This is a genomic window from Lacticaseibacillus zeae DSM 20178 = KCTC 3804 (genome assembly GCF_000260435.1).
GTDB lineage: Bacteria > Bacillota > Bacilli > Lactobacillales > Lactobacillaceae > Lacticaseibacillus > Lacticaseibacillus zeae.
Window position 1 is genome coordinate 1 of record NZ_BACQ01000008.1, and the last position, 18,651, is coordinate 18,651.

The 18,651-nt window shown below is 48.2% G+C and carries 15 protein-coding genes; all 15 read left to right on the forward strand.

Annotation, left to right across the window (positions count from 1 at the left end):
• Positions 1–276, forward strand: a 276-nt coding sequence (locus GSO_RS01260; RefSeq protein WP_010488086.1) for an undecaprenyl diphosphate synthase family protein, incomplete at its 5' end; no start/stop codon positions are given.
• 35 nt (positions 277–311) lie between these two features.
• Entirely contained in the window at positions 312–1,100 is a 789-nt protein-coding gene (locus GSO_RS01265) for a phosphatidate cytidylyltransferase (RefSeq protein ID WP_010488089.1), read from the forward strand.
• Positions 1,101–1,116: 16 nt separating this feature from the next.
• Positions 1,117–2,358, forward strand: a complete 1,242-nt coding sequence (gene rseP, locus GSO_RS01270) for an RIP metalloprotease RseP (RefSeq protein ID WP_010488091.1) — start codon at positions 1,117–1,119, stop codon at positions 2,356–2,358.
• Positions 2,359–2,381: 23 nt separating this feature from the next.
• Entirely contained in the window at positions 2,382–4,112 is a 1,731-nt protein-coding gene (locus GSO_RS01275) for a proline--tRNA ligase (RefSeq protein WP_010488094.1), read from the forward strand.
• A 130-nt stretch (positions 4,113–4,242) separates the two neighbouring features.
• On the forward strand, positions 4,243–8,577 hold the full coding sequence (locus GSO_RS01280; RefSeq protein WP_010488096.1) for a PolC-type DNA polymerase III: 4,335 nt from the start codon (positions 4,243–4,245) through the stop codon (positions 8,575–8,577).
• A gap of 252 nt (positions 8,578–8,829) precedes the next feature.
• The gene (rimP, locus tag GSO_RS01285; protein ID WP_010488098.1) at positions 8,830–9,309 is read left to right on the forward strand and encodes a ribosome maturation factor RimP; all 480 of its coding nucleotides are present in this window, start codon (positions 8,830–8,832) and stop codon (positions 9,307–9,309) included.
• Between the two features lie 16 nt (positions 9,310–9,325).
• Complete coding sequence (gene nusA / locus GSO_RS01290) at positions 9,326–10,537, forward strand: transcription termination factor NusA (RefSeq protein ID WP_010488100.1); 1,212 nt, start codon at positions 9,326–9,328, stop codon at positions 10,535–10,537.
• 11 nt (positions 10,538–10,548) lie between these two features.
• A complete protein-coding gene (gene rnpM / locus GSO_RS01295; protein ID WP_010488102.1) occupies positions 10,549–10,842 on the forward strand; it encodes an RNase P modulator RnpM in 294 nt (97 codons plus the stop codon).
• 2 nt (positions 10,843–10,844) lie between these two features.
• Positions 10,845–11,144, forward strand: coding sequence for a YlxQ-related RNA-binding protein (locus GSO_RS01300; protein WP_010488104.1), 300 nt, complete (start codon positions 10,845–10,847; stop codon positions 11,142–11,144).
• A 20-nt stretch (positions 11,145–11,164) separates the two neighbouring features.
• The gene (infB, locus tag GSO_RS01305; RefSeq protein ID WP_010488106.1) at positions 11,165–13,948 is read left to right on the forward strand and encodes a translation initiation factor IF-2; all 2,784 of its coding nucleotides are present in this window, start codon (positions 11,165–11,167) and stop codon (positions 13,946–13,948) included.
• A gap of 202 nt (positions 13,949–14,150) precedes the next feature.
• Positions 14,151–14,504: a 30S ribosome-binding factor RbfA gene (gene rbfA, locus GSO_RS01310; protein WP_010488108.1), complete on the forward strand. Its 354-nt coding sequence runs from the start codon at positions 14,151–14,153 to the stop codon at positions 14,502–14,504.
• A gap of 127 nt (positions 14,505–14,631) precedes the next feature.
• Positions 14,632–15,423 (forward strand): DUF475 domain-containing protein, encoded by a 792-nt coding sequence (locus GSO_RS01315; protein WP_029345492.1) that lies wholly within the window; start codon positions 14,632–14,634, stop codon positions 15,421–15,423.
• A 54-nt stretch (positions 15,424–15,477) separates the two neighbouring features.
• Positions 15,478–16,386, forward strand: coding sequence for a tRNA pseudouridine(55) synthase TruB (gene truB / locus GSO_RS01320; RefSeq protein ID WP_010488112.1), 909 nt, complete (start codon positions 15,478–15,480; stop codon positions 16,384–16,386).
• Between the two features lie 5 nt (positions 16,387–16,391).
• Entirely contained in the window at positions 16,392–17,336 is a 945-nt protein-coding gene (ribF, locus tag GSO_RS01325) for a riboflavin biosynthesis protein RibF (RefSeq protein WP_010488114.1), read from the forward strand.
• A gap of 1 nt (position 17,337) precedes the next feature.
• Positions 17,338–18,483 (forward strand): radical SAM family heme chaperone HemW, encoded by a 1,146-nt coding sequence (hemW, locus tag GSO_RS01330; RefSeq protein ID WP_010488115.1) that lies wholly within the window; start codon positions 17,338–17,340, stop codon positions 18,481–18,483.
• Positions 18,484–18,651: the final 168 nt, after the last annotated feature.

The window sequence follows — 18,651 nt, forward strand, 5'->3', positions numbered from 1 at the left end:
CAGGTTCAGGAAGGTACGCTCAAGCCAGAGGAAATTGACGATTCCCGTTTTTCGTCCGCTTTGATGACAGGTTTTTTGGGCCCGATGGCGGATCCGGATCTGTTGATACGAACCAGCGGGGAGTTACGGATTTCAAACTTTTTACTATGGCAGATTGCTTACAGTGAACTGGTTTTTGTGGATGATTATTGGCCGGACTTCTCACCGGCTGCCCTTGAGTCGGCGATCGCAGCCTATCAAGCGCGCGATCGTCGCTTTGGCGGTTTGAAAAAATAATCAATTAATGAAATGGTGATGGAGGATTTTTTATCATGAAACAACGGGTCATAACGGCGGTCGTTGCCTTAGCGATTTTTATTCCGATTTTAATCCTGGGCGGCGGTTGGATCGATACAGCCGGGGCGGTTTTGGCATTGATCGCTTTGTCAGAAGTCTATATTATGCGGAAGCGGATTATTCTTTCGCCTGATTTCCTGATAGCGGCGCTTGGTGTCTTGGTCGTTGTTTTGCCAAATAGCTTTTTCCGCTGGCTGCCTGCCTTTTTGGGCCGTATTGATTTGATCTATGTTGCGGTTGCCTTGTTGCTATTTTTAACGGTCACAACCAAAAACAGAACAACCTTCGATGATATCGGCGTCTCGGTGCTTTCGTTCTTTTACATTGGAACCGGTTTTCATTATCTGATCAGCGTGCGGAATGATGCAGGTTTGGATACGTTGATGTTTGCGCTGTTAATCGTCTGGCTTACCGATACCGGTGCTTATATGATCGGCCGTAAGTTGGGCCGTCACAAACTATGGCCGGCGATTAGCCCCAACAAAACGATTGAAGGCAGCATCGGTGGTATCGTCCTTGCGTTGATTACCGCTGCTATTTACTTAATGTTTTTACCGCAATATTATACATTCTGGCCGATGATGGGCATTGCGCTGTGTTTATCCGTTATCGGGCAAATCGGGGATTTGATTGAATCCGCGTTGAAACGGTTCTACGGTGTTAAGGATTCCGGGAAAATTTTACCGGGACATGGCGGCATCTTGGATCGGTTCGACAGTCTACTGCTGGTATTGCCAATGTTGCATCTCTTTGGCATTGTCTAACCTTTAAGGAGCGCATATGACCACAATCATTGCTTTTATTGTTATCTTCTGCATTCTTGTGGTGGTTCACGAGTTTGGCCATTTCTACTTTGCAAAACGCAGCGGTATTCTGGTGCGTGAATTTTCGATTGGCATGGGGCCTAAGCTGTGGGCGTCGCATAAAAATAATACGACCTATACATTGCGCTTGTTGCCGCTGGGCGGTTATGTGCGTATGGCAGGCTGGCAGGATGATGAAGATGATATCAAACCAGGCACGATGCTGAGCCTGATTTTGAACGATGCCGGTAAAGTTGTCCGCATTAATGCCAGCGACAAAACGACATTAGAAGGCGGCATGCCGGTTCAGGTCAGTCGCGTCGATTTGGTCAAGGATCTCGTTATTGAAGGCTATCCGAATGGTGATGAAGCGACCTTGCAAAGCTGGCAGGTTGATCATGACGCCACCATCATCGAAGAAGACGGCACGGAAGTCCAGATTGCGCCGGAAGACGTGCAATTTCAAAATGCACCGGTTTGGCGGCGGCTCTTGGTCAATTTTGCCGGACCGATGAATAACTTTATTCTCGCTATTTTGACGTTCATCATTTATGGCCTGATTTTTGGTGTGCAGATTTTCAACACCAATCAAGTCGGAAACGTTCTTCCCGATTATCCGGCTGCCCAAGCAGGACTTAAATCGAATGCTAGAGTTGAGTCGATTGACGGCAAAAAGATCCATTCATTTACGGACCTTTCAACTCAGGTCAGCAAGCATGCCGGCAAATCAGTCATGTTTACTGTCAAGCAGGATGGCAAAACGCAAAATATTGCGATTAAACCGGATAAGAAAGGCAAGATTGGCGTGATGGTGCCCGTTGAGAAGTCACCGGCGCGCGCCTTTACTTATGGGTTTACCCAAACATGGGATCTAGCTGTTCGTACTTGGGATGTTTTGAAATCAATGGTCACTGGTGGATTTTCACTCAATAAGCTCGCCGGGCCGGTTGGCATTTATACCATGACCAGCCAAAGTGCTAAGGGCGGGCTTGCCGGCTTGCTGTTCTTCATGGGTTACCTAAGTCTTGGCTTAGGTATTTCAAACCTACTGCCGATTCCGGTCTTGGACGGCGGGAAAATTCTATTAAACCTAATCGAAATCATTCGGCGTAAGCCACTCAAACCGGAAACTGAAGGTGTAGTCACGATGATCGGTCTGGGTTTGATGGTCTTGTTGATGCTCGCCGTCACGATTAATGACATTATGCGTTACTTTTAAATAAACTAGCTTTGGAGGCTGACATGAAACAATCACGGATGTTTATTCCCACAGAAAAAGAAGTACCGAGTTCGGCGGAAGCAAAATCGCATAAAATGATGTTACGTTCTGGCTTTGTTCGCCAAGTTCAAGCTGGTGTTTACGCTTATTTGCCGCTTGCTGAACGCGTCCTAACTCGCATTGAAGCCATCATTGACGATGAAATGACGAAGATTGATGCGGTTAAGATGAAGATGCCGGTCTTGTTGCCAGCCGAACTCTGGGAAGAATCCGGACGTTATGAAACTTATGGACCGAACCTGTTTAAGCTGAAAAATCGCCAGGATCGTAAAATGATTCTGGGACCGACCCATGAAGAAACCTTCACGGACTTGGTACGTAATGAACTAAAGTCTTATAAACGCATGCCTTTGGTTCTTTATCAAATTCAGGATAAGTTCCGCGATGAAGATCGTCCGCGTTATGGGGTGTTACGGGGTCGCGAATTTATTATGAAAGATGCTTATTCATTTACCAGCAATGATCAGGATCTGGATACGATTTATCGCCAGATGGAACATGCTTACACCAATATCTTTGATCGTTTAGGGCTGCGCTACCGCACCATTATTGGTGATGGCGGGGCCATGGGTGGTAAGGATTCTAAGGAGTTCTCTGCCATTGCGCCAATCGGTGAAGATACCATCGTTTATTCCGATAGTTCTGACTATGCTGCTAATCTGGAAATGGCTACCAGCATGCCGCTACCTAAGCAAGGCGTGGAAGCCCAGGCGGAATTAAAATCGGTTGATACCAAAGATGCCAAAACCATCGCTGAAGTAGCAGCATTATTGAAGGTGCCTGAGCAAAAACTGATTAAGGCCGTTTTGTTTATGGCTGATGGCGCACCAGTCCTGGCCCTGGTGCGTGGTGATTATGAACTGAACGACACCAAGCTAAAGAACATTTTAGGTGCGGACTTTCTTGAAATGGCAACCCCTGAACAGGTTGAGACAGTCATGCATGCCGAAGTTGGCAATATCGGTCCGGTTAACGTCGACAAAGATGTGCGGATTATTGCCGATAACAGTTTAAGCGGCTTGACGAACCTGGTTGCAGGTGCCAACAAGGCGCACACCCATTTTCTAAATGTTAACTTTGATCGTGATGTCACACCGGAAAGCTTTGCTGATATCCGCTTTGTCAAGGAAGGCGAAGTCTCGCCGGATGGCCAGGGCGTGCTTAAGTTTACCCGGGGGATCGAAATCGGCCATATCTTTAAGTTGGGCACACGTTACTCAGAAACCATGGGTGCCAATTTTCTCGATGAAAATGGTCGCAGCCAACCCATCATCATGGGTTCATATGGGATCGGTGTTTCGCGCCTGCTTTCAGCGATTGCCGAACAGCAAGCTGACGATCATGGCTTGATTTGGCCAACGACGATCGCACCATTTGACATTCACTTAATTCCGGTTAATCTAAAGCGCGAGGAGCAAAAGACGTTAACTGCCTCAATCGAAAGTATGCTTGAAGAGGCTGGTTACAGCGTTTTGGTTGATGACCGTAATGAGCGGCCGGGGGTTAAATTCGCCGATTCCGACTTGATCGGGGTGCCATTACGCGTGACAGTCGGTAAAAAAGCGGTCGACGAGATTGTTGAACTGAAGTTGCGTAAAACCGGCGAGACCATTGAAGTCAAGAAGGAAGAGCTGATCAGTTCGATCAAAATCCTCATGGCCCAGCTGCATAAACAAGAACAGGCAAAAGCATAATTGATTACGATGATGCTGGGGCAAAATCGCCAATCCGATGATCACCATGTCAAAAGCAATTTCTCGACATAGCATTGATCACCACGCGGCGGGTTGTCCCAGTTTCTGCCATCTAAGAGGGGTGCACAATTTGGCTTTATCCCAACATGAGATGTTTGAAAAATTACTGGATCAACTTGATTTGCCGGCGGATGTCAAAAATGATCCGGCGCTGGCAGAAGGTGTGGTCCAAGGCGTGACAATCCACGAGCAATCGCAGCGGTATGACTTTACGCTGGGATTTCCCGCGATTTTGCCGTTTCAGATTTTTAATCCACTGGCGACCCAATTGCCACTTGCGTTTAAGCAAATTGCCAAAACCAACTTGACCATTTCGGTGGCTCATCCGGTTTTAACCGATGAATTGCTGGCCCAATATTGGCGGTTCGTCGTGCAAAACGCGGAAATCGGCACCGGCATTGTGCGGGAATTGTGTGAAAAACAGGTTCCGACTTTGGTCAATGGTCGCGCGGTGATCACGGCAGAAAACGAACAGGTTCGCCAATACCTGATTCATCAGGGCTTAGGCAAACTTGAGGAGACCTATCAGCAAGTCGGATTCACCGGGTTGCGGATGCAGGCGGAAGTTGATGAAGAGCAGGCCGCCCAGTCAGTGGCCGCCTTCGAAGCCCAAAAAGCCGCCCAAACGGCCAAAATGGCGCAGGCCGCGGCCGAAGTGGTTAAACGTCAAGCCGCCAAGCAGAAACAAGAAAGCACTGATGGCCCAGTTCAAATGGGGCGTCAGCTAAAAATGAGTGACCCGCCACAGCAGATGGTGACCATCACACAAGAGGAGCGGTCGGTTACCGTTGAAGGCTACGTTTTTGATGTGGAAGTGCGTGAGTTACGCTCCAAACGGCAATTATTAATCTTTAAGATCACGGATTATAGTTCAAGCTTCATCGCCAAGAAGTTTAGTAATGGCGCTGATGATGAGGCGATGTTTGCCCGAATTCAGAAGGGCCAGTGGCTGCGCGTACGGGGCAGTGTTCAAGAAGACAATTATTCCCGTGAATTGACGATTAATGCCCAGGATATTCAAACTGTTTCACACCCCGATCCGACTGATGACGTAGACGGTGAAAAACGGGTGGAACTCCATTTGCATACCAACATGAGTCAAATGGATGCAACGAATTCGATCACCGATTTTGTTAACCGCGCAAAAGAATGGGGTCATAAAGCCATTGCCGTGACGGATCATGCCGGCCTGCAGGCTTACCCAGAAGCACACACAGCGGCAGATAAAGCCGGATTAAAAATGCTATACGGGGTTGAAATTAACCTAGTTGACGATGGCACACCCGTTGCTTACCGCGCTGATGAACCTCGTGACCTTGCTGACGCTGAATATGTTGTCTTTGACGTTGAAACAACCGGATTGTCAGCGGTCTATGACAAGGTCATTGAACTGGCTGCGGTTAAGATGAAGGACGGCCAAGTGATCAATCAATTCGAAGAAATGATTGATCCCGGTTTTCCATTGTCGGAGTTGACGATTAATCTGACGCATATTACCGATGACATGGTGCACGGCTCAAAGTCGGAAGAAGAAGTCTTCAAACTTTTCCAACAATTTTGTGACGGTGCCATCATGGTTGGCCACAATGTGACGTTTGACGTAGGCTTTTTGGATAACGGGTATGAACGCCACGGACTTCCAGACATCGACAATCCTGTCATTGATACACTGGAATTATCCCGAATGCTGCATCCGGAACGCAAGAATCATAAGCTCGATACACTGGCTAAGCTGTACAAAGTCAGCTTGGAACACCACCATCGCGCCAACGCCGATGCCGAAGCAACCGGTTATTTGCTTTACGCATTGGAAAAGGAAGCGGCCAAACTTTATGGCATGACCAAGCTTAATCAACTCAATGACCGGGTTGGCGCGGGCGATGCTTACAAGGCTGCCCGACCGAGTCATGCCGTGGTTTTGGCTAAGACGCAGGCGGGATTGAAGAATCTGTTCAAGCTGGTTTCACTTTCCAATGTGAAATATTTCTACCGCGTACCACGGGTGCCGCGCAGTCAGTTGCAAAAATTGCGTGAAGGTTTGCTTGTTGGATCGGCTTGCTCCAATGGTGAAGTTTTCACGGCAATGATGCAAAAAGGTGAAGCCGAGGCTCGGGAAAAGGCGGCTTTCTATGATTATCTTGAAATCCAGCCGTTACCGGTTTATCAGCCCTTGTTGGAAGCAGATTTGATCAAAGGCGAATCACATCTAAAGGATATTTTGAAAAAAATCATCAAAATCGGCGAAGACATGGAGAAACCGGTGGTGGTAACTGGTGATGCTCACTACCTTGATGAACACGATGCCATTTATCGCAAAATTCTGATTCATAGCCAAGGCGGTGCCAACCCGCTGAATCGCCACAGTCTGCCTGATGTGCATTTTCGCTCAACCCGGGAAATGCTGGATGACTTTGACTGGCTAGGTGCTGAAAAAGCCAAAGAGTTGGTTGTGACCAATTCCAATTTGATTGCGGACTGGATTGATGATGACATTTCGCCAGTCAAAACCAAACTCTATACGCCTGATGTGCCTGGTGTGGAAGACAAACTCAAGCATGATGTCATGACCACTGCCCATGAATTATACGGTGATCCTTTGCCGGAAATCGTCGAGCAACGGCTGGACAAAGAGCTAAAAAGTATCATCGGTAACGGATTCTCGGTCATCTACAACATTGCCCAACGACTGGTTTTGAAGTCGAACAAGGACGGATACCTGGTAGGTTCGCGAGGATCGGTTGGTTCTAGTCTGGCGGCGACGATGGCGGGCATCACAGAGGTCAATCCGTTGCCGCCGCATTATCGCTGTCCTAAGTGTCAATACAGTGAATTCTTTACGCATGGCGAAGTCGGTTCCGGTTTTGACTTGCCTGACAAGGTCTGCCCGAAGTGTGGCGCCGAGCTGCACAAAGACGGCCATGACATTCCCTTTGAAACCTTCCTTGGGTTCCACGGCGATAAGGTGCCGGATATTGATTTGAACTTTTCCGGTGATTATCAACCGATCGCCCATAACTATATCAAGGTCATGTTTGGCGAGGATCACAGTTTTCGGGCCGGAACAATCGGTACGGTTGCTGACAAGACAGCGTATGGTTATGTGAAAGCTTATGAACGCGACACTGGCCAGCAACTGCGCGGTGCGGAAATCGATCGGCTGGCGCAAGGCGATACCGGGGTTAAACGGACAACCGGACAACATCCTGCCGGCATTCTAATCGTCCCGGCTGATATGGATATTTACGACTTTACCCCGATCCAGTATCCGGCTGACGATCAAAACGCCGCTTGGATGACGACCCACTTTGATTTCCATTCAATTCATGACAATATTTTGAAAATGGATGTGCTGGGCCATGATGATCCGACGATGATCCGCATGTTGCAGGATTTATCCGGCGTCGAGCCAAAGTCGATTCCAACCGATGACCCTGGTGTGATGGCGCTTTTCTCCGGCACTGAAAGTCTCGGAGTTACGCCTGAACAGATCAATTCGAAAATGGGCACACTGGGCATTCCTGAATTTGGTACCCGGTTTGTCCGCGGTATGCTCGAAGAAACCAAACCGACAACCTTCAGCGAGTTGCTTCAAATTTCTGGTCTTTCGCATGGGACCGACGTGTGGTTAGGCAATGCCGAAGAATTGATCAAGCAAGGCATCGTCACGCTAAAAGAAGTCATCGGTTGTCGTGATAACATCATGATGGACTTGATTCATTGGGGCATGGATGACTCGATGGCCTTTAACATTATGGAACACGTGCGTAAAGGGCGCGGGATTCCGGATGATTGGCAAAAAGCCATGCGGGAAAATGAAAATGTGCCGGACTGGTACATCGATTCCTGCCTGAAGATCAAGTATATGTTCCCGAAAGCCCACGCTACAGCGTATATTTTGATGGCGTTACGAATTGCCTGGTTCAAGGTTCATTATCCGCTGGTGTACTACACGGCTTACTTCTCGGTCCGTGCGGAAGACTTTGATCTGGCCGCGATGAGCCACGGCAAAGAAGCGGTTAAGGCTGCCATGAAGGAAATCACTGACAAAGGGATGGATGCTTCGACGAAAGAGAAGCAACTTTTGACCGTGCTTGAGATTGCCAATGAATGTCTGGAACGCGGCTTCAAGATTAAAATGATTGATGTCACTAAGTCTGATTCGCATGATTTCCTGATTCAAGATGACCACACGATTCTGGCGCCGTTCCGTGCGGTTCCGGGGTTGGGCGATAACGTTGCGAAGCAGATTGTCGCCGCCCGCGAAGAAAAGCCGTTCCTGTCCAAAGAAGATCTTGCCAATCGTGGTAAAGTCTCCAAGACACTGATTGATTACATGACAACCAACCATGTGCTAGACGATTTACCGGACGAGAACCAACTCTCGCTTTTTGACGGATTATTTTAAAATGTCAGGCAATATGATGGTGGCATAACCCCAAAGTAGCAAAATCATGTGAAGTTGGTAGTCACGCTTACTACCACAACGGACTGCCTGTTTGCAAGTGACGGCTATCTATGGTATTGTAGCAATAGTAAAGTAAGGTTCTGGCGGTGAGTGAGCAGCGATGCTCACTCTTTTTATTGGCGAACGTCATGATGTTTGTCTGGCAACCGTTAGAATCAAAAGTCTTGAGTGAACAATAAAGGAGGCGGTGGCTTGAGTACGCAATCGGTTGTTGAAACCGTGACCGCTTTGGTCAAACCGATTTTGGACGACCATCATTTTTACCTCACGGATATCGAATTTGTGAAGGAAGGCGGCGGCTGGTACTTGCGGGTGTATATCGACAAGCCAGGCGGCATCACATTGGATGAATGTGTCTTGGTCAGCGAAGCTTTGTCCGAGAAACTGGACAGTATGGACCCGGATCCGATTCCGCAACAATACTTCCTCGAAGTTTCCAGTCCCGGTGCCGAGCGACCTTTGAAACGTGAGATGGATTATGAGCAGGCAGTCGGCGACTACATTCATGTCTCGCTATTCAAAAAGCTGGACGGTAAGAAAATCTTCGAAGGTACTTTGAAAGATCTGAAGCCTGACCAGCTGACATTAACGGTCAAAGATAAAAGCCGCAAATTCGATCAGGTCATCGACCGAAAATTGATCGCTTCTGCACGGTTGGCGATCGAATTCTAGTGGAGGTAAGAAAAGCATGTCAAAGGAAATGATCCAAGCACTTGACGCCTTAGAGCAAGAAAAAGGTGTTAAGAAAGAGGTTGTGATCGAAGCTTTGGAAGCCGCATTGGTTTCCGCGTATAAGCGTAATTACAATCAGGCACAAAATGTCGATGTGGAATTTGATCCTAAACAAGGCGACATCCATGTCTATGCTGTCAAAGAAGTGACTGATGAAGTTTTTGATTCGCGGTTAGAAGTAAGTCTCAAGGATGCGTTGGCGATTAATAAAGCTTACGAAATCGGCGATAAAATCAAATTCGAAGTTACCCCTAAAGATTTCGGACGAATCGCTGCACAAACAGCCAAGCAGGTCATTATGCAGCGTGTGCGGGAAGCCGAACGCAGTATTGTTTATGATGAATATTCCCAGTATGAAGATGAAATTTTACAAGGCGTTGTCGAGCGGCGCGATAATCGGTTCATCTACGTCAATTTAGGTAAGATCGAAGCGGTTTTAGGTCGCCAAGATCAGATGCCGAACGAGAAGTATGAGGCGCACGATCGCATCAAGGTTTATGTGACCAAAGTCGAAAATACCAGCAAAGGCCCCCAAGTCTTCGTTAGTCGAACGCATCCGGGCTTGGTTAAACGCTTGTTTGAGCAAGAAGTTCCGGAGATTTTCGACGGCACGGTTGAAATTGTCAATATTGCGCGTGAACCCGGCGATCGGACGAAGATTGCGGTTCGGGCAACTAACGATGCTGTCGATGCTGTCGGCACAACGGTTGGCCCGCGCGGTGCTCGGGTGCAGGCGGTAGTCAATGAGTTGTCAGGTGAAAACATGGATGTTGTTCAGTGGGAAGAAGATCCTGCCGATTACATCGCCAATGCCTTGAATCCTGCCCAAGTCATCGCGGTTCAGTTCAACGATGAAGATAATGATCGTTCGGCCACGGTCATCGTTCCTGATTATCAGCTATCATTGGCCATCGGTAAAAAAGGTCAAAATGCGCGGCTTGCCGCAAAGTTGACTGGTTATAAGATCGATATTAAGCCAGAGTCCGAAGTTGAATTCGTGGATGACGATGAGTTGTCTGAAGCAGAAGCCGAGGCTGCTGAAGCTTCGGATGATCAGGCAGATGACACAGAAGCACCGAGCGATGACACAGCTGAAACGGAGCAGGCGGATGATGCATCTGATGCAACGCCGGTGACGCCAAACGCTGATGATCAGTCACAGGCATAAGGAGGCGAGCCATGAAAAAGCGTAAGATTCCAATGCGCAAGGACTTGCTAAGCAACACGATGATGCCCAAGAAAGAACTTGTTCGGATCGTTAAGAACAAGGAGAATGTTGTTGCAATCGATCCGACTGGCAAAGCAGCAGGACGGGGCGCATATGTAGCGTTGAATCCTGATGCCGTGAAACAGGCCAAAGGAAAGAAACTGATTGACGCAGCCTTCGGTATCACCATTGACCCGACCTTTTATGATGATCTTTTTGCTTATGTCGATCATCAAAAGGCGCGTCAGGAACTATTCGGCAAGTAACCATGCAAAAACAAGCCGTTTTGAATTTATTGGGATTGGCCCGCCGCGCCAGTCGCTTAACCACCGGTGACCAACTGGTGTTAGGAGCGATTCGTTCCGGTGATGCAAAGCTGGTGTTTGTCGCCAGTGATGCAAGTGCCAATACCCGTAAGAAGTTTTCCGATAAAAGCAGCTACTATAAAGTTCCTTTGGTGACAGTATTCTCCAAAATGGACTTATCACAGGCTATCGGTAGTGATCGTTCAATCATTGCCGTGGCAGATACAGGCTTCGCCAAGAAGATGCAAGAGCTGCTCACCTAAATTGCAGGGAGCGTGAAGAAATGGGCAAAAAACGCGTTTATGAATTTGCCAAAGAAATGCACGTCGATAATAAAGACGTGATCGATATCGCCAAGAACTTGGGTATCGAAGTCAAGAATCACATGTCCTCGATCGATCAAGATCAGGAAGCAAAAATCAAAGGGGTGTTGAGCAAGTCTACAGCAGCTAAAACACCTTCAACATCAGCGGCTGCTAAACCGACCAAGTCAGCAGCGTCTACAAGTGCGAAAGATAATCAGCATGCAGCTGCAGAAAAACCGACCCGGCATGAGCATAAGCCGGCACGGTCTAACAAAACCGCTGACGGTAAAATCATTTTAAGTAAGTCAACGATTTTGCGGCCACGGGGCACCCAGACAGCACATAAGTCCGGGAATCACAACCGCGGTGGCGAGCAACCGGCAGCGGCTGCTAAAACAGGGAACCGCAATACCAATCGCAGCAACAATAACAACCGTTCTGCGAATAACAATCGCCCGAATGATCGCAATCGGCGTGATCGTAATCGGCGGTTTGACAACCAACGTGTGACCGGACCAATGCCACGTGCCGGACGTCCGACCGCAGCCAATGGCAATCCGCGTCCCGTTGCAGGCAATGGCGGGAAATTCGTCAAGCCGGAATCCGAACGGCAACAGCCAAAGCGCCAACAAGAGGCTAAACCAGCCGTAGCGAGTAAACGTCCTGAACGCTTTGAGTCGACTCGGACACAGCAGCGGCCACAGACGGAACAGCGGCCGCAACGGACAGAACAACGTCCTCGCACTGAACAGCCAGCCGCAAAAACCAATCAACGCTTTACAAAACCGGCTGCCGTTACGCCAGCTGCCAAACCCGCAACGGTCGGCAGTCAGGACAACCGCAATAGTCGGCGCGGTGGTGGGAATAACAACTTTGGTCGCGGCAACAGCTTTGGGAATCGCAACGGGTTTAACCGCAACAGCAACCGGCGCAACAAGAAGAACAAGCGCCGTCAGCAGAGCCAGCCGAAGAAAGAAATGCCACAGCGCAAAGAGCGGCCGTTACCAGAAGTCTTGAATTATGAAGTTGGGATGAATGCTCAGGAACTGGGCAAGATCCTTCACCGTGAGCCAGCTGAATTAATCAAGAAACTGTTTATGCTGGGCGTTATGGTCAACCAGAACCAGAGCCTGGACAAAGATACCATCGAACTTTTGGCCACCGATTATGGTATTGACGCGAAGGAAAAGGTTCACGAAGATATTTCCGATTTGGACAAGGTGTTCGAAGAAGAAAACAAGAACCAAGACAACTTGCAGCCACGGCCGCCAGTTGTGACGATCATGGGGCACGTTGACCATGGTAAAACGACCTTGCTGGATAAGTTACGGCATACGCACGTGACTGAAGGCGAAGCCGGTGGCATTACGCAGCATATCGGGGCTTATCAGGTTAAATTACGTGATCGGTTGATTACTTTCCTCGATACTCCGGGGCATGCGGCCTTCACCAACATGCGGGCGCGCGGTGCCGATATTACCGATATTGTTGTCCTTGTGGTTGCTGCTGACGATGGTGTGATGCCGCAAACGATTGAAGCGATTCATCACGCCCAGGCTGCCAAGGCGCCGATCATTGTGGCGGTCAACAAAATCGATAAACCAGGTGCCAATCCGGAGCATGTCATGGAACAATTGACCGAATATGGACTGATTCCTGAAGACTGGGGCGGCGACACGATTTTCGTCAAGATCTCAGCTAAATTCGGTAAGAACATCGACGAATTATTGGAAATGATCTTACTGGAAGCGGATGTGCTCGAATTGAAGGCTAACCCTGATCAGCGAGCTGTCGGTACGGTTATCGAAGCACGTTTGGATAAAGGTAAGGGACCGGTTGCAACCGTCTTGGTTCAACAAGGGACTTTGCACACCGGCGATCCGATTGTTGTCGGAAATACCTTTGGCCGTGTCCGTGCTATGACCAACGATCATGGCCGCCGGGTCAAGGACGCGTTACCATCCATGCCAGTCGAAATTACCGGGCTTAACGACGTGCCGCAATCCGCTGATAAGTTCGTTGTCTTTGCGGATGAACGGACTGCACGGGCTGCCGGTGAAGAACGGGCAAAACGGGCCCAAGAAGAAGAACGTAAGAACACAACCCATGTCACTTTGGATAATCTGTTTGAAACAATGAAAGAGGGTCAACTCAAAGAAGTTGACGTCATCATTAAGGCGGATGTCCAAGGATCTGTTGAAGCCTTGGCTGGTAGTCTTGAAAAGATTGAAGTCAAAGGCGTTCAGGTCAACATTATCCACCAAGCAGTTGGTGCAATTAATGAAAGTGATGTGACACTGGCTGCAGCAAGTAATGCCATCATCATTGGCTTCAATGTTCGGCCGACAGCAATGGCTAAGGCGCAGGCGGAACAAGATGATGTTGATATTCGCCTGCACAGTGTCATCTACAAGGCAATCGAAGAAGTCGAGTCTGCGATGAAGGGCATGCTGGAACCAACTTATGAAGAGAAGGTTATCGGTACGGTCACCGTTCGTGAAACAATTCCGGTTTCCAAAGTCGGTACGGTTGTCGGTGGTTACGTTGACTCTGGATATATTACCCGCGATGCCGGCGTTCGCCTCATCCGTGATGGCATTGTCAAGTATGAAGGCAAACTAGGTTCACTTCGTCGGTTTAAAGATGATGTCAAGCAGGTTCGCCAAGGCTTTGAACTCGGGCTGACCATTGAGAATTATAACGATATTAAAGTCGGTGATCAGATCGAAGCCTTTACGATGGAAGAAGTACCGGTTAAGTAAACTGTGTACGGAAATCATTTAAGGGATAGGCGTTTGCTGGCTGTGAAAAGTTGACGAACGCTCCACCATAACGCGTTCGTCGGCGCAGAAGCCCGCGTGTAAGGACTTGGTCGCAATGGCAAGGAGCGCCATCACGCCCAAGACCACTTACACTTCGGCTTCTAAGCGCGCCGGCTCACGCTCAACAGGAGGTAATTCGCAGATGAAGCATCGTATCGGTCGAGTTGAGACTCAGATCCAACGTGAAGTTGATGATATCTTGTTGAAGGATGTTAACGATCCGCGGGTCAAAGGCGTGACGATTACCGGAGTCAAACTGACCGGTGATCTGCAACATGCCACTATTTTCTACAGTATTCTCGATGATGCACCTGATAAAGTCGAAGCTGCTCAAACCGGTTTGGATAAAGCCAGCGGACTGATTCGGCGCGAAGTCGGGCAGCGGATTCGGCTGTTCAAGGTGCCGGAAATCGAATTTGCTCAAGACAAATCCGTTCAGTATGGTGCCCGTATTGATCAGTTAATTAACGAAGTGCGGCGCAATAATTTGGAATAGCGCTGTTCACCCAGAAAGGATTCAGTCGCAAAGACTGGATCCTTTTTTGGTGCGCCAATTTTCAATAACATCATCATGCAACGAGCATTCTTCCTTTTCTCGCGATCCCCGCTTTAGCTTTCCTGGCTTGAACGGTATAATAATAAACATTGAGAAGGGAAGGATTGCGATCAAGTTTTTAGAGGCCTTATACGGACCATTCTTTTCCGTGCACAACTGGCAGCTAGCTTTTTCGGTTAGCGGTTTAATCACGATTTTTAGTTTAATTCTTTTAGAATGCATGCTCTCGGTGGATAATGCGGTCGTTCTCGCTGCCCAAACCGAACAGCTTAAGGCTGAGTCGGACCGTAAAAAGGCCTTGATGTATGGCATGGGCGGGGCGTATCTGTTCCGTTTCATTGCGATTGGACTGGGAACGTATTTGCTGCAATTCTGGCCGATTAAGGCACTTGGCGCTTTGTATCTGGTGTGGATGAGTGCCAGCTATTTTTATGCGGTGCGTCATCCAAAAAGTAAAACCGGCAAGCGAACCAAACGCGTCCATGGTTTATGGGGAACGGTTTTTCAAATTGAGAGCCTCGATATTGTCTTCTCGGTTGATTCAATCCTGGCCGCTTTGGCTGTCTCCAGTAATCCGGTCATTGTTTTAATCGGTGGTTGCTTAGGTATTTTGGCGATGCGGATTGTTGCTCAAGTGATCACGACCTTCATTGACCGGGTACCTGAACTGGAAACTGCGGCGTATGTACTTGTTGGTCTTATTGCCATCAAGCTTGGATTAAGTTTGCCTATGATTAACGTTAAAACGCCGGACTGGCTTTTTTCGATTTTGGTAGTACTGATTTTCATTTGGGCAGGATGGCGACATGCGGTGCATGTCAAGCATCATCGCAGTATGTATACCAAGCCAAAAGCGTGATGGCGTACAATAGTCAGCGTTTTTTAATTTTAAAAATTGAAAGGGGCCAAATTCATGAACGGCATTCTTCCGCTGTATAAACCGACCGGCATGACCAGTGCCGATGCCGTTTATCATGCACGCAAGCTTCTTCACATTAAAAAAATCGGTCATTCCGGCACGCTTGACCCGAACGTTGACGGTGTTTTGCCGCTCGCGATTGGTGCGGCAACCAAAGCCGTGCCCCAATTAATGGCCAGTGGGAAAATTTATACCGGCGAAATCACACTTGGCTTTGCCACGACCACTGAAGATCTTGATGGTGAGGTGGTGAAGCGAACGCCGCTGGTGAAGCCGGTCGCGGTACATGAACTGGATCAGGTGCTCACGCAATGGACAGGCGAGATTACCCAAGTGCCGCCAATGTTTTCCGCAGTCAAAGTGAATGGCAGACGGTTGTATGAATATGCCCGGGCAGGTGAGTCGGTTGAACGACCAAAACGTCAGGTAACGATAAAACGGTTTGAGCGAACCAGTGAACCAGTTTTCGACGCAACCAAGGGAACCCAACGTTTTCGGTTTGAAGCTGAAGTGTCCAAAGGAACCTATATTCGAACCTTGGCAGTTGATGTTGGCCGGTCACTGGGTTTGGCTGCGGTTATGAGCCAATTGACGCGAATTAAAAGCGGCGGTTTTACATTAGCTCAAGCGGTCAGCCTTGAAGCCTTGGAGCAACATATTGCTGAGGGCACTTTAGCGGCAGTGATTCAACCGATTGACATTGCATTTGCCGATTTACCGCAAGTCGATTTGACGACAAATCAATATGAAGATGTCCGGCATGGCCGATTTTTGACCCTTCAGCTGCATGCGCCACGGGTTCGTCTACACTATGCTGGCGTTTTGAAGGCGATTTATCGGTTCGAAAAGCAGCAGTATCGCCCGGATATTATGTTTTTAGCGAATGAGAAGAATGAGAGATAATTTTAATGGAAGTCATTGATATTCACCCGCCGTTGCAAGCATCAGCGGCGCCGCCACAGCCCATCGTTTTAACGCTGGGTTTCTTTGATGGCGTACATCGCGGCCATCAAGCCGTAATTAAAGCAGGAAAGCATATAGCTTTAGCCAAAAAATTGCCGTTAGCCGTGATGACATTTGATATTCATCCGGCTGTTGTTTATCGTGGCGTTAGTAAAACAACGATTCAGTATCTGTCAACACGTGAAGAAAAGATCGATTTGATGCGGCGATTAGGCGTGGATCTGTTGTATTTTGTTCACTTCACACCGGAATTTGCTGCCTTATCGCCGCAAGCGTTTGTGGATCAGTATTTGGTGGGCCTGAAAGCCGATACAGTTGTGGCCGGTTTTGACTATACTTACGGTAAACGCGCGATTGCCAATATGGCGTTGCTGCCCGACTACGCGCACGGCAGGTTTGAAGTTGTTAGCGTACCTAAGTTGGCCGAAGATGGTGCAAAAATCAGCTCGACCCGGATTCGTGATGCGTTGGATCAAGGTGATATCGATACGGCAAACGAGCTTTTAGGGTACGCTTATTTAACGACTGGCAAAGTGGTGCATGGTGAAGCCCGTGGTCGAGAACTTGGCTTTCCGACCATTAATCTGGCAACATTAGGTCAGCAGCGGCTTCCTGGCATCGGGATTTATGCCGTGACGGTAAACGTCGACGGCACTTGGTATCTGGGGATGGCTTCGATCGGCCGTAATCTTACGTTTGGCAGTGATCGCGATGTGACGCTTGAGATTAATTTGCTGGATTTTAGCCGTATGATTTATGGCAAAACTGTTCAGGTTCGTTGGTACCACTATCTACGCGGTGAAGTGAAATTTGCCAATGCAGAAGGTTTGATTATCCAGTTAAAGAAAGATGAAGCGGCGGTCCGTCAGTATTTCGCGAGGAAGGGTTAAAATGGCAGGCGCATATATTCATATTCCGTTTTGCGAACATATTTGTTACTACTGTGATTTCAATAAAGTCTTCATTGAAGGTCAGCCGGTTGATGACTATGTTGCGATGCTGCTTAAGGAAATGCGGATGGTCATGTCCGAGCACCCTGATGAGAAAATCGAAACGGTGTATGTCGGCGGCGGGACACCTACAACTCTGACACCTAAACAGTTGGCGAAACTTTGCCAGGGTATTCACGACATTTTACACTTCGATTCTGGTGAATTCACGTTTGAGGCGAATCCCAATGATTTGCTGACGACCGATAAGTTGCAGGTTTTACATGACTATGGCGTTAATCGGCTTTCGATCGGGGTCCAGTCTTTTAATGATGATGTTCTCAAACGGATCGGGCGGATTCATCGCGCCAAGGATGTGTATGCCGCGATTGCCAATGCCAGAAAAGTCGGGTTTGATAATTTGTCGATTGATTTGATTTTCCGATTGCCAGACCAAAGTCGCGACGATTTTTTAAATAGTCTCCAAAAAGCCCTCGATTTAGACTTGCCGCACTATTCGACATATTCACTGATTCTCGAGCGGAAAACTATTTTTTATAACCTGATGCGCCAAGGCAAATTGCGCTTGCCAACGCAGGATGTCGAAGCCGACATGTATCAGGACGCGATTGATTTGATGGAAGCACATGGCAGACATCAATATGAAATCAGCAATTTTGCCAAGGATGGCTACCAATGCCAACACAACCTGCTTTACTGGCAAAATGACAAATATTTTGGCTTTGGAGCTGGTGCGTTTGGTTATCTTGGTCGCGATCGGTATCACAATTATGGCCCGATCAAACAGTACCTAACGCCGCTTCACACCGATCATTTACCGGTTTTGGCCCATCACTTGGTTCCGGTGTCCGAACAAATAGAAGAGGAAATGTTTCTTGGCTTGCGAACCATGCGCGGTGTAAGTGAAAAACGCTTCTATCAGCGCTATCAACTGACCGTTGATGCCGTTTATGGCGAGACCGTACCTGAGTTGGAAAGCCAAGGCTTGTTACAGCGCGATGATGGCTTCATCCGGCTGACCAACAAGGGCAAGTTTTTAGGTAACGAAGTCTTTCAACAGTTTTTGCTTGACGAGCCGCTTATTTAAACGGCTCTTTTTTCTTGAAAAAATGGCCGCCACTGGCTAGAAACACCGAAAACACTGAAGATTTTAGCAAGCTCGCCTTGACTTTGCTAACGGTGCTTGGTATATTATTCAGTGTATTAGCACTCGTGCGAAACGAGTGCTAAAGGTGAGGTGAGAAAATGTTGACGA

Excerpts from the sequence above, each read along its gene's own strand:
- rbfA (WP_010488108.1), top strand. The coding sequence starts at position 14,151 with ATGAAGCATCGTATCGGTCGAGTTGAGACTCAGATCCAACGTGAAGTT.
- rnpM (WP_010488102.1), top strand. The coding sequence starts at position 10,549 with ATGAAAAAGCGTAAGATTCCAATGCGCAAGGACTTGCTAAGCAACACG.
- rseP (WP_010488091.1), top strand. The coding sequence starts at position 1,117 with ATGACCACAATCATTGCTTTTATTGTTATCTTCTGCATTCTTGTGGTG.
- GSO_RS01300 (WP_010488104.1), top strand. The coding sequence starts at position 10,845 with ATGCAAAAACAAGCCGTTTTGAATTTATTGGGATTGGCCCGCCGCGCC.
- GSO_RS01275 (WP_010488094.1), top strand. The coding sequence starts at position 2,382 with ATGAAACAATCACGGATGTTTATTCCCACAGAAAAAGAAGTACCGAGT.
- hemW (WP_010488115.1), top strand. The coding sequence starts at position 17,338 with ATGGCAGGCGCATATATTCATATTCCGTTTTGCGAACATATTTGTTAC.
- ribF (WP_010488114.1), top strand. The coding sequence starts at position 16,392 with ATGGAAGTCATTGATATTCACCCGCCGTTGCAAGCATCAGCGGCGCCG.
- nusA (WP_010488100.1), top strand. The coding sequence starts at position 9,326 with ATGTCAAAGGAAATGATCCAAGCACTTGACGCCTTAGAGCAAGAAAAA.
- GSO_RS01265 (WP_010488089.1), top strand. The coding sequence starts at position 312 with ATGAAACAACGGGTCATAACGGCGGTCGTTGCCTTAGCGATTTTTATT.
- truB (WP_010488112.1), top strand. The coding sequence starts at position 15,478 with ATGAACGGCATTCTTCCGCTGTATAAACCGACCGGCATGACCAGTGCC.
- infB (WP_010488106.1), top strand. The coding sequence starts at position 11,165 with ATGGGCAAAAAACGCGTTTATGAATTTGCCAAAGAAATGCACGTCGAT.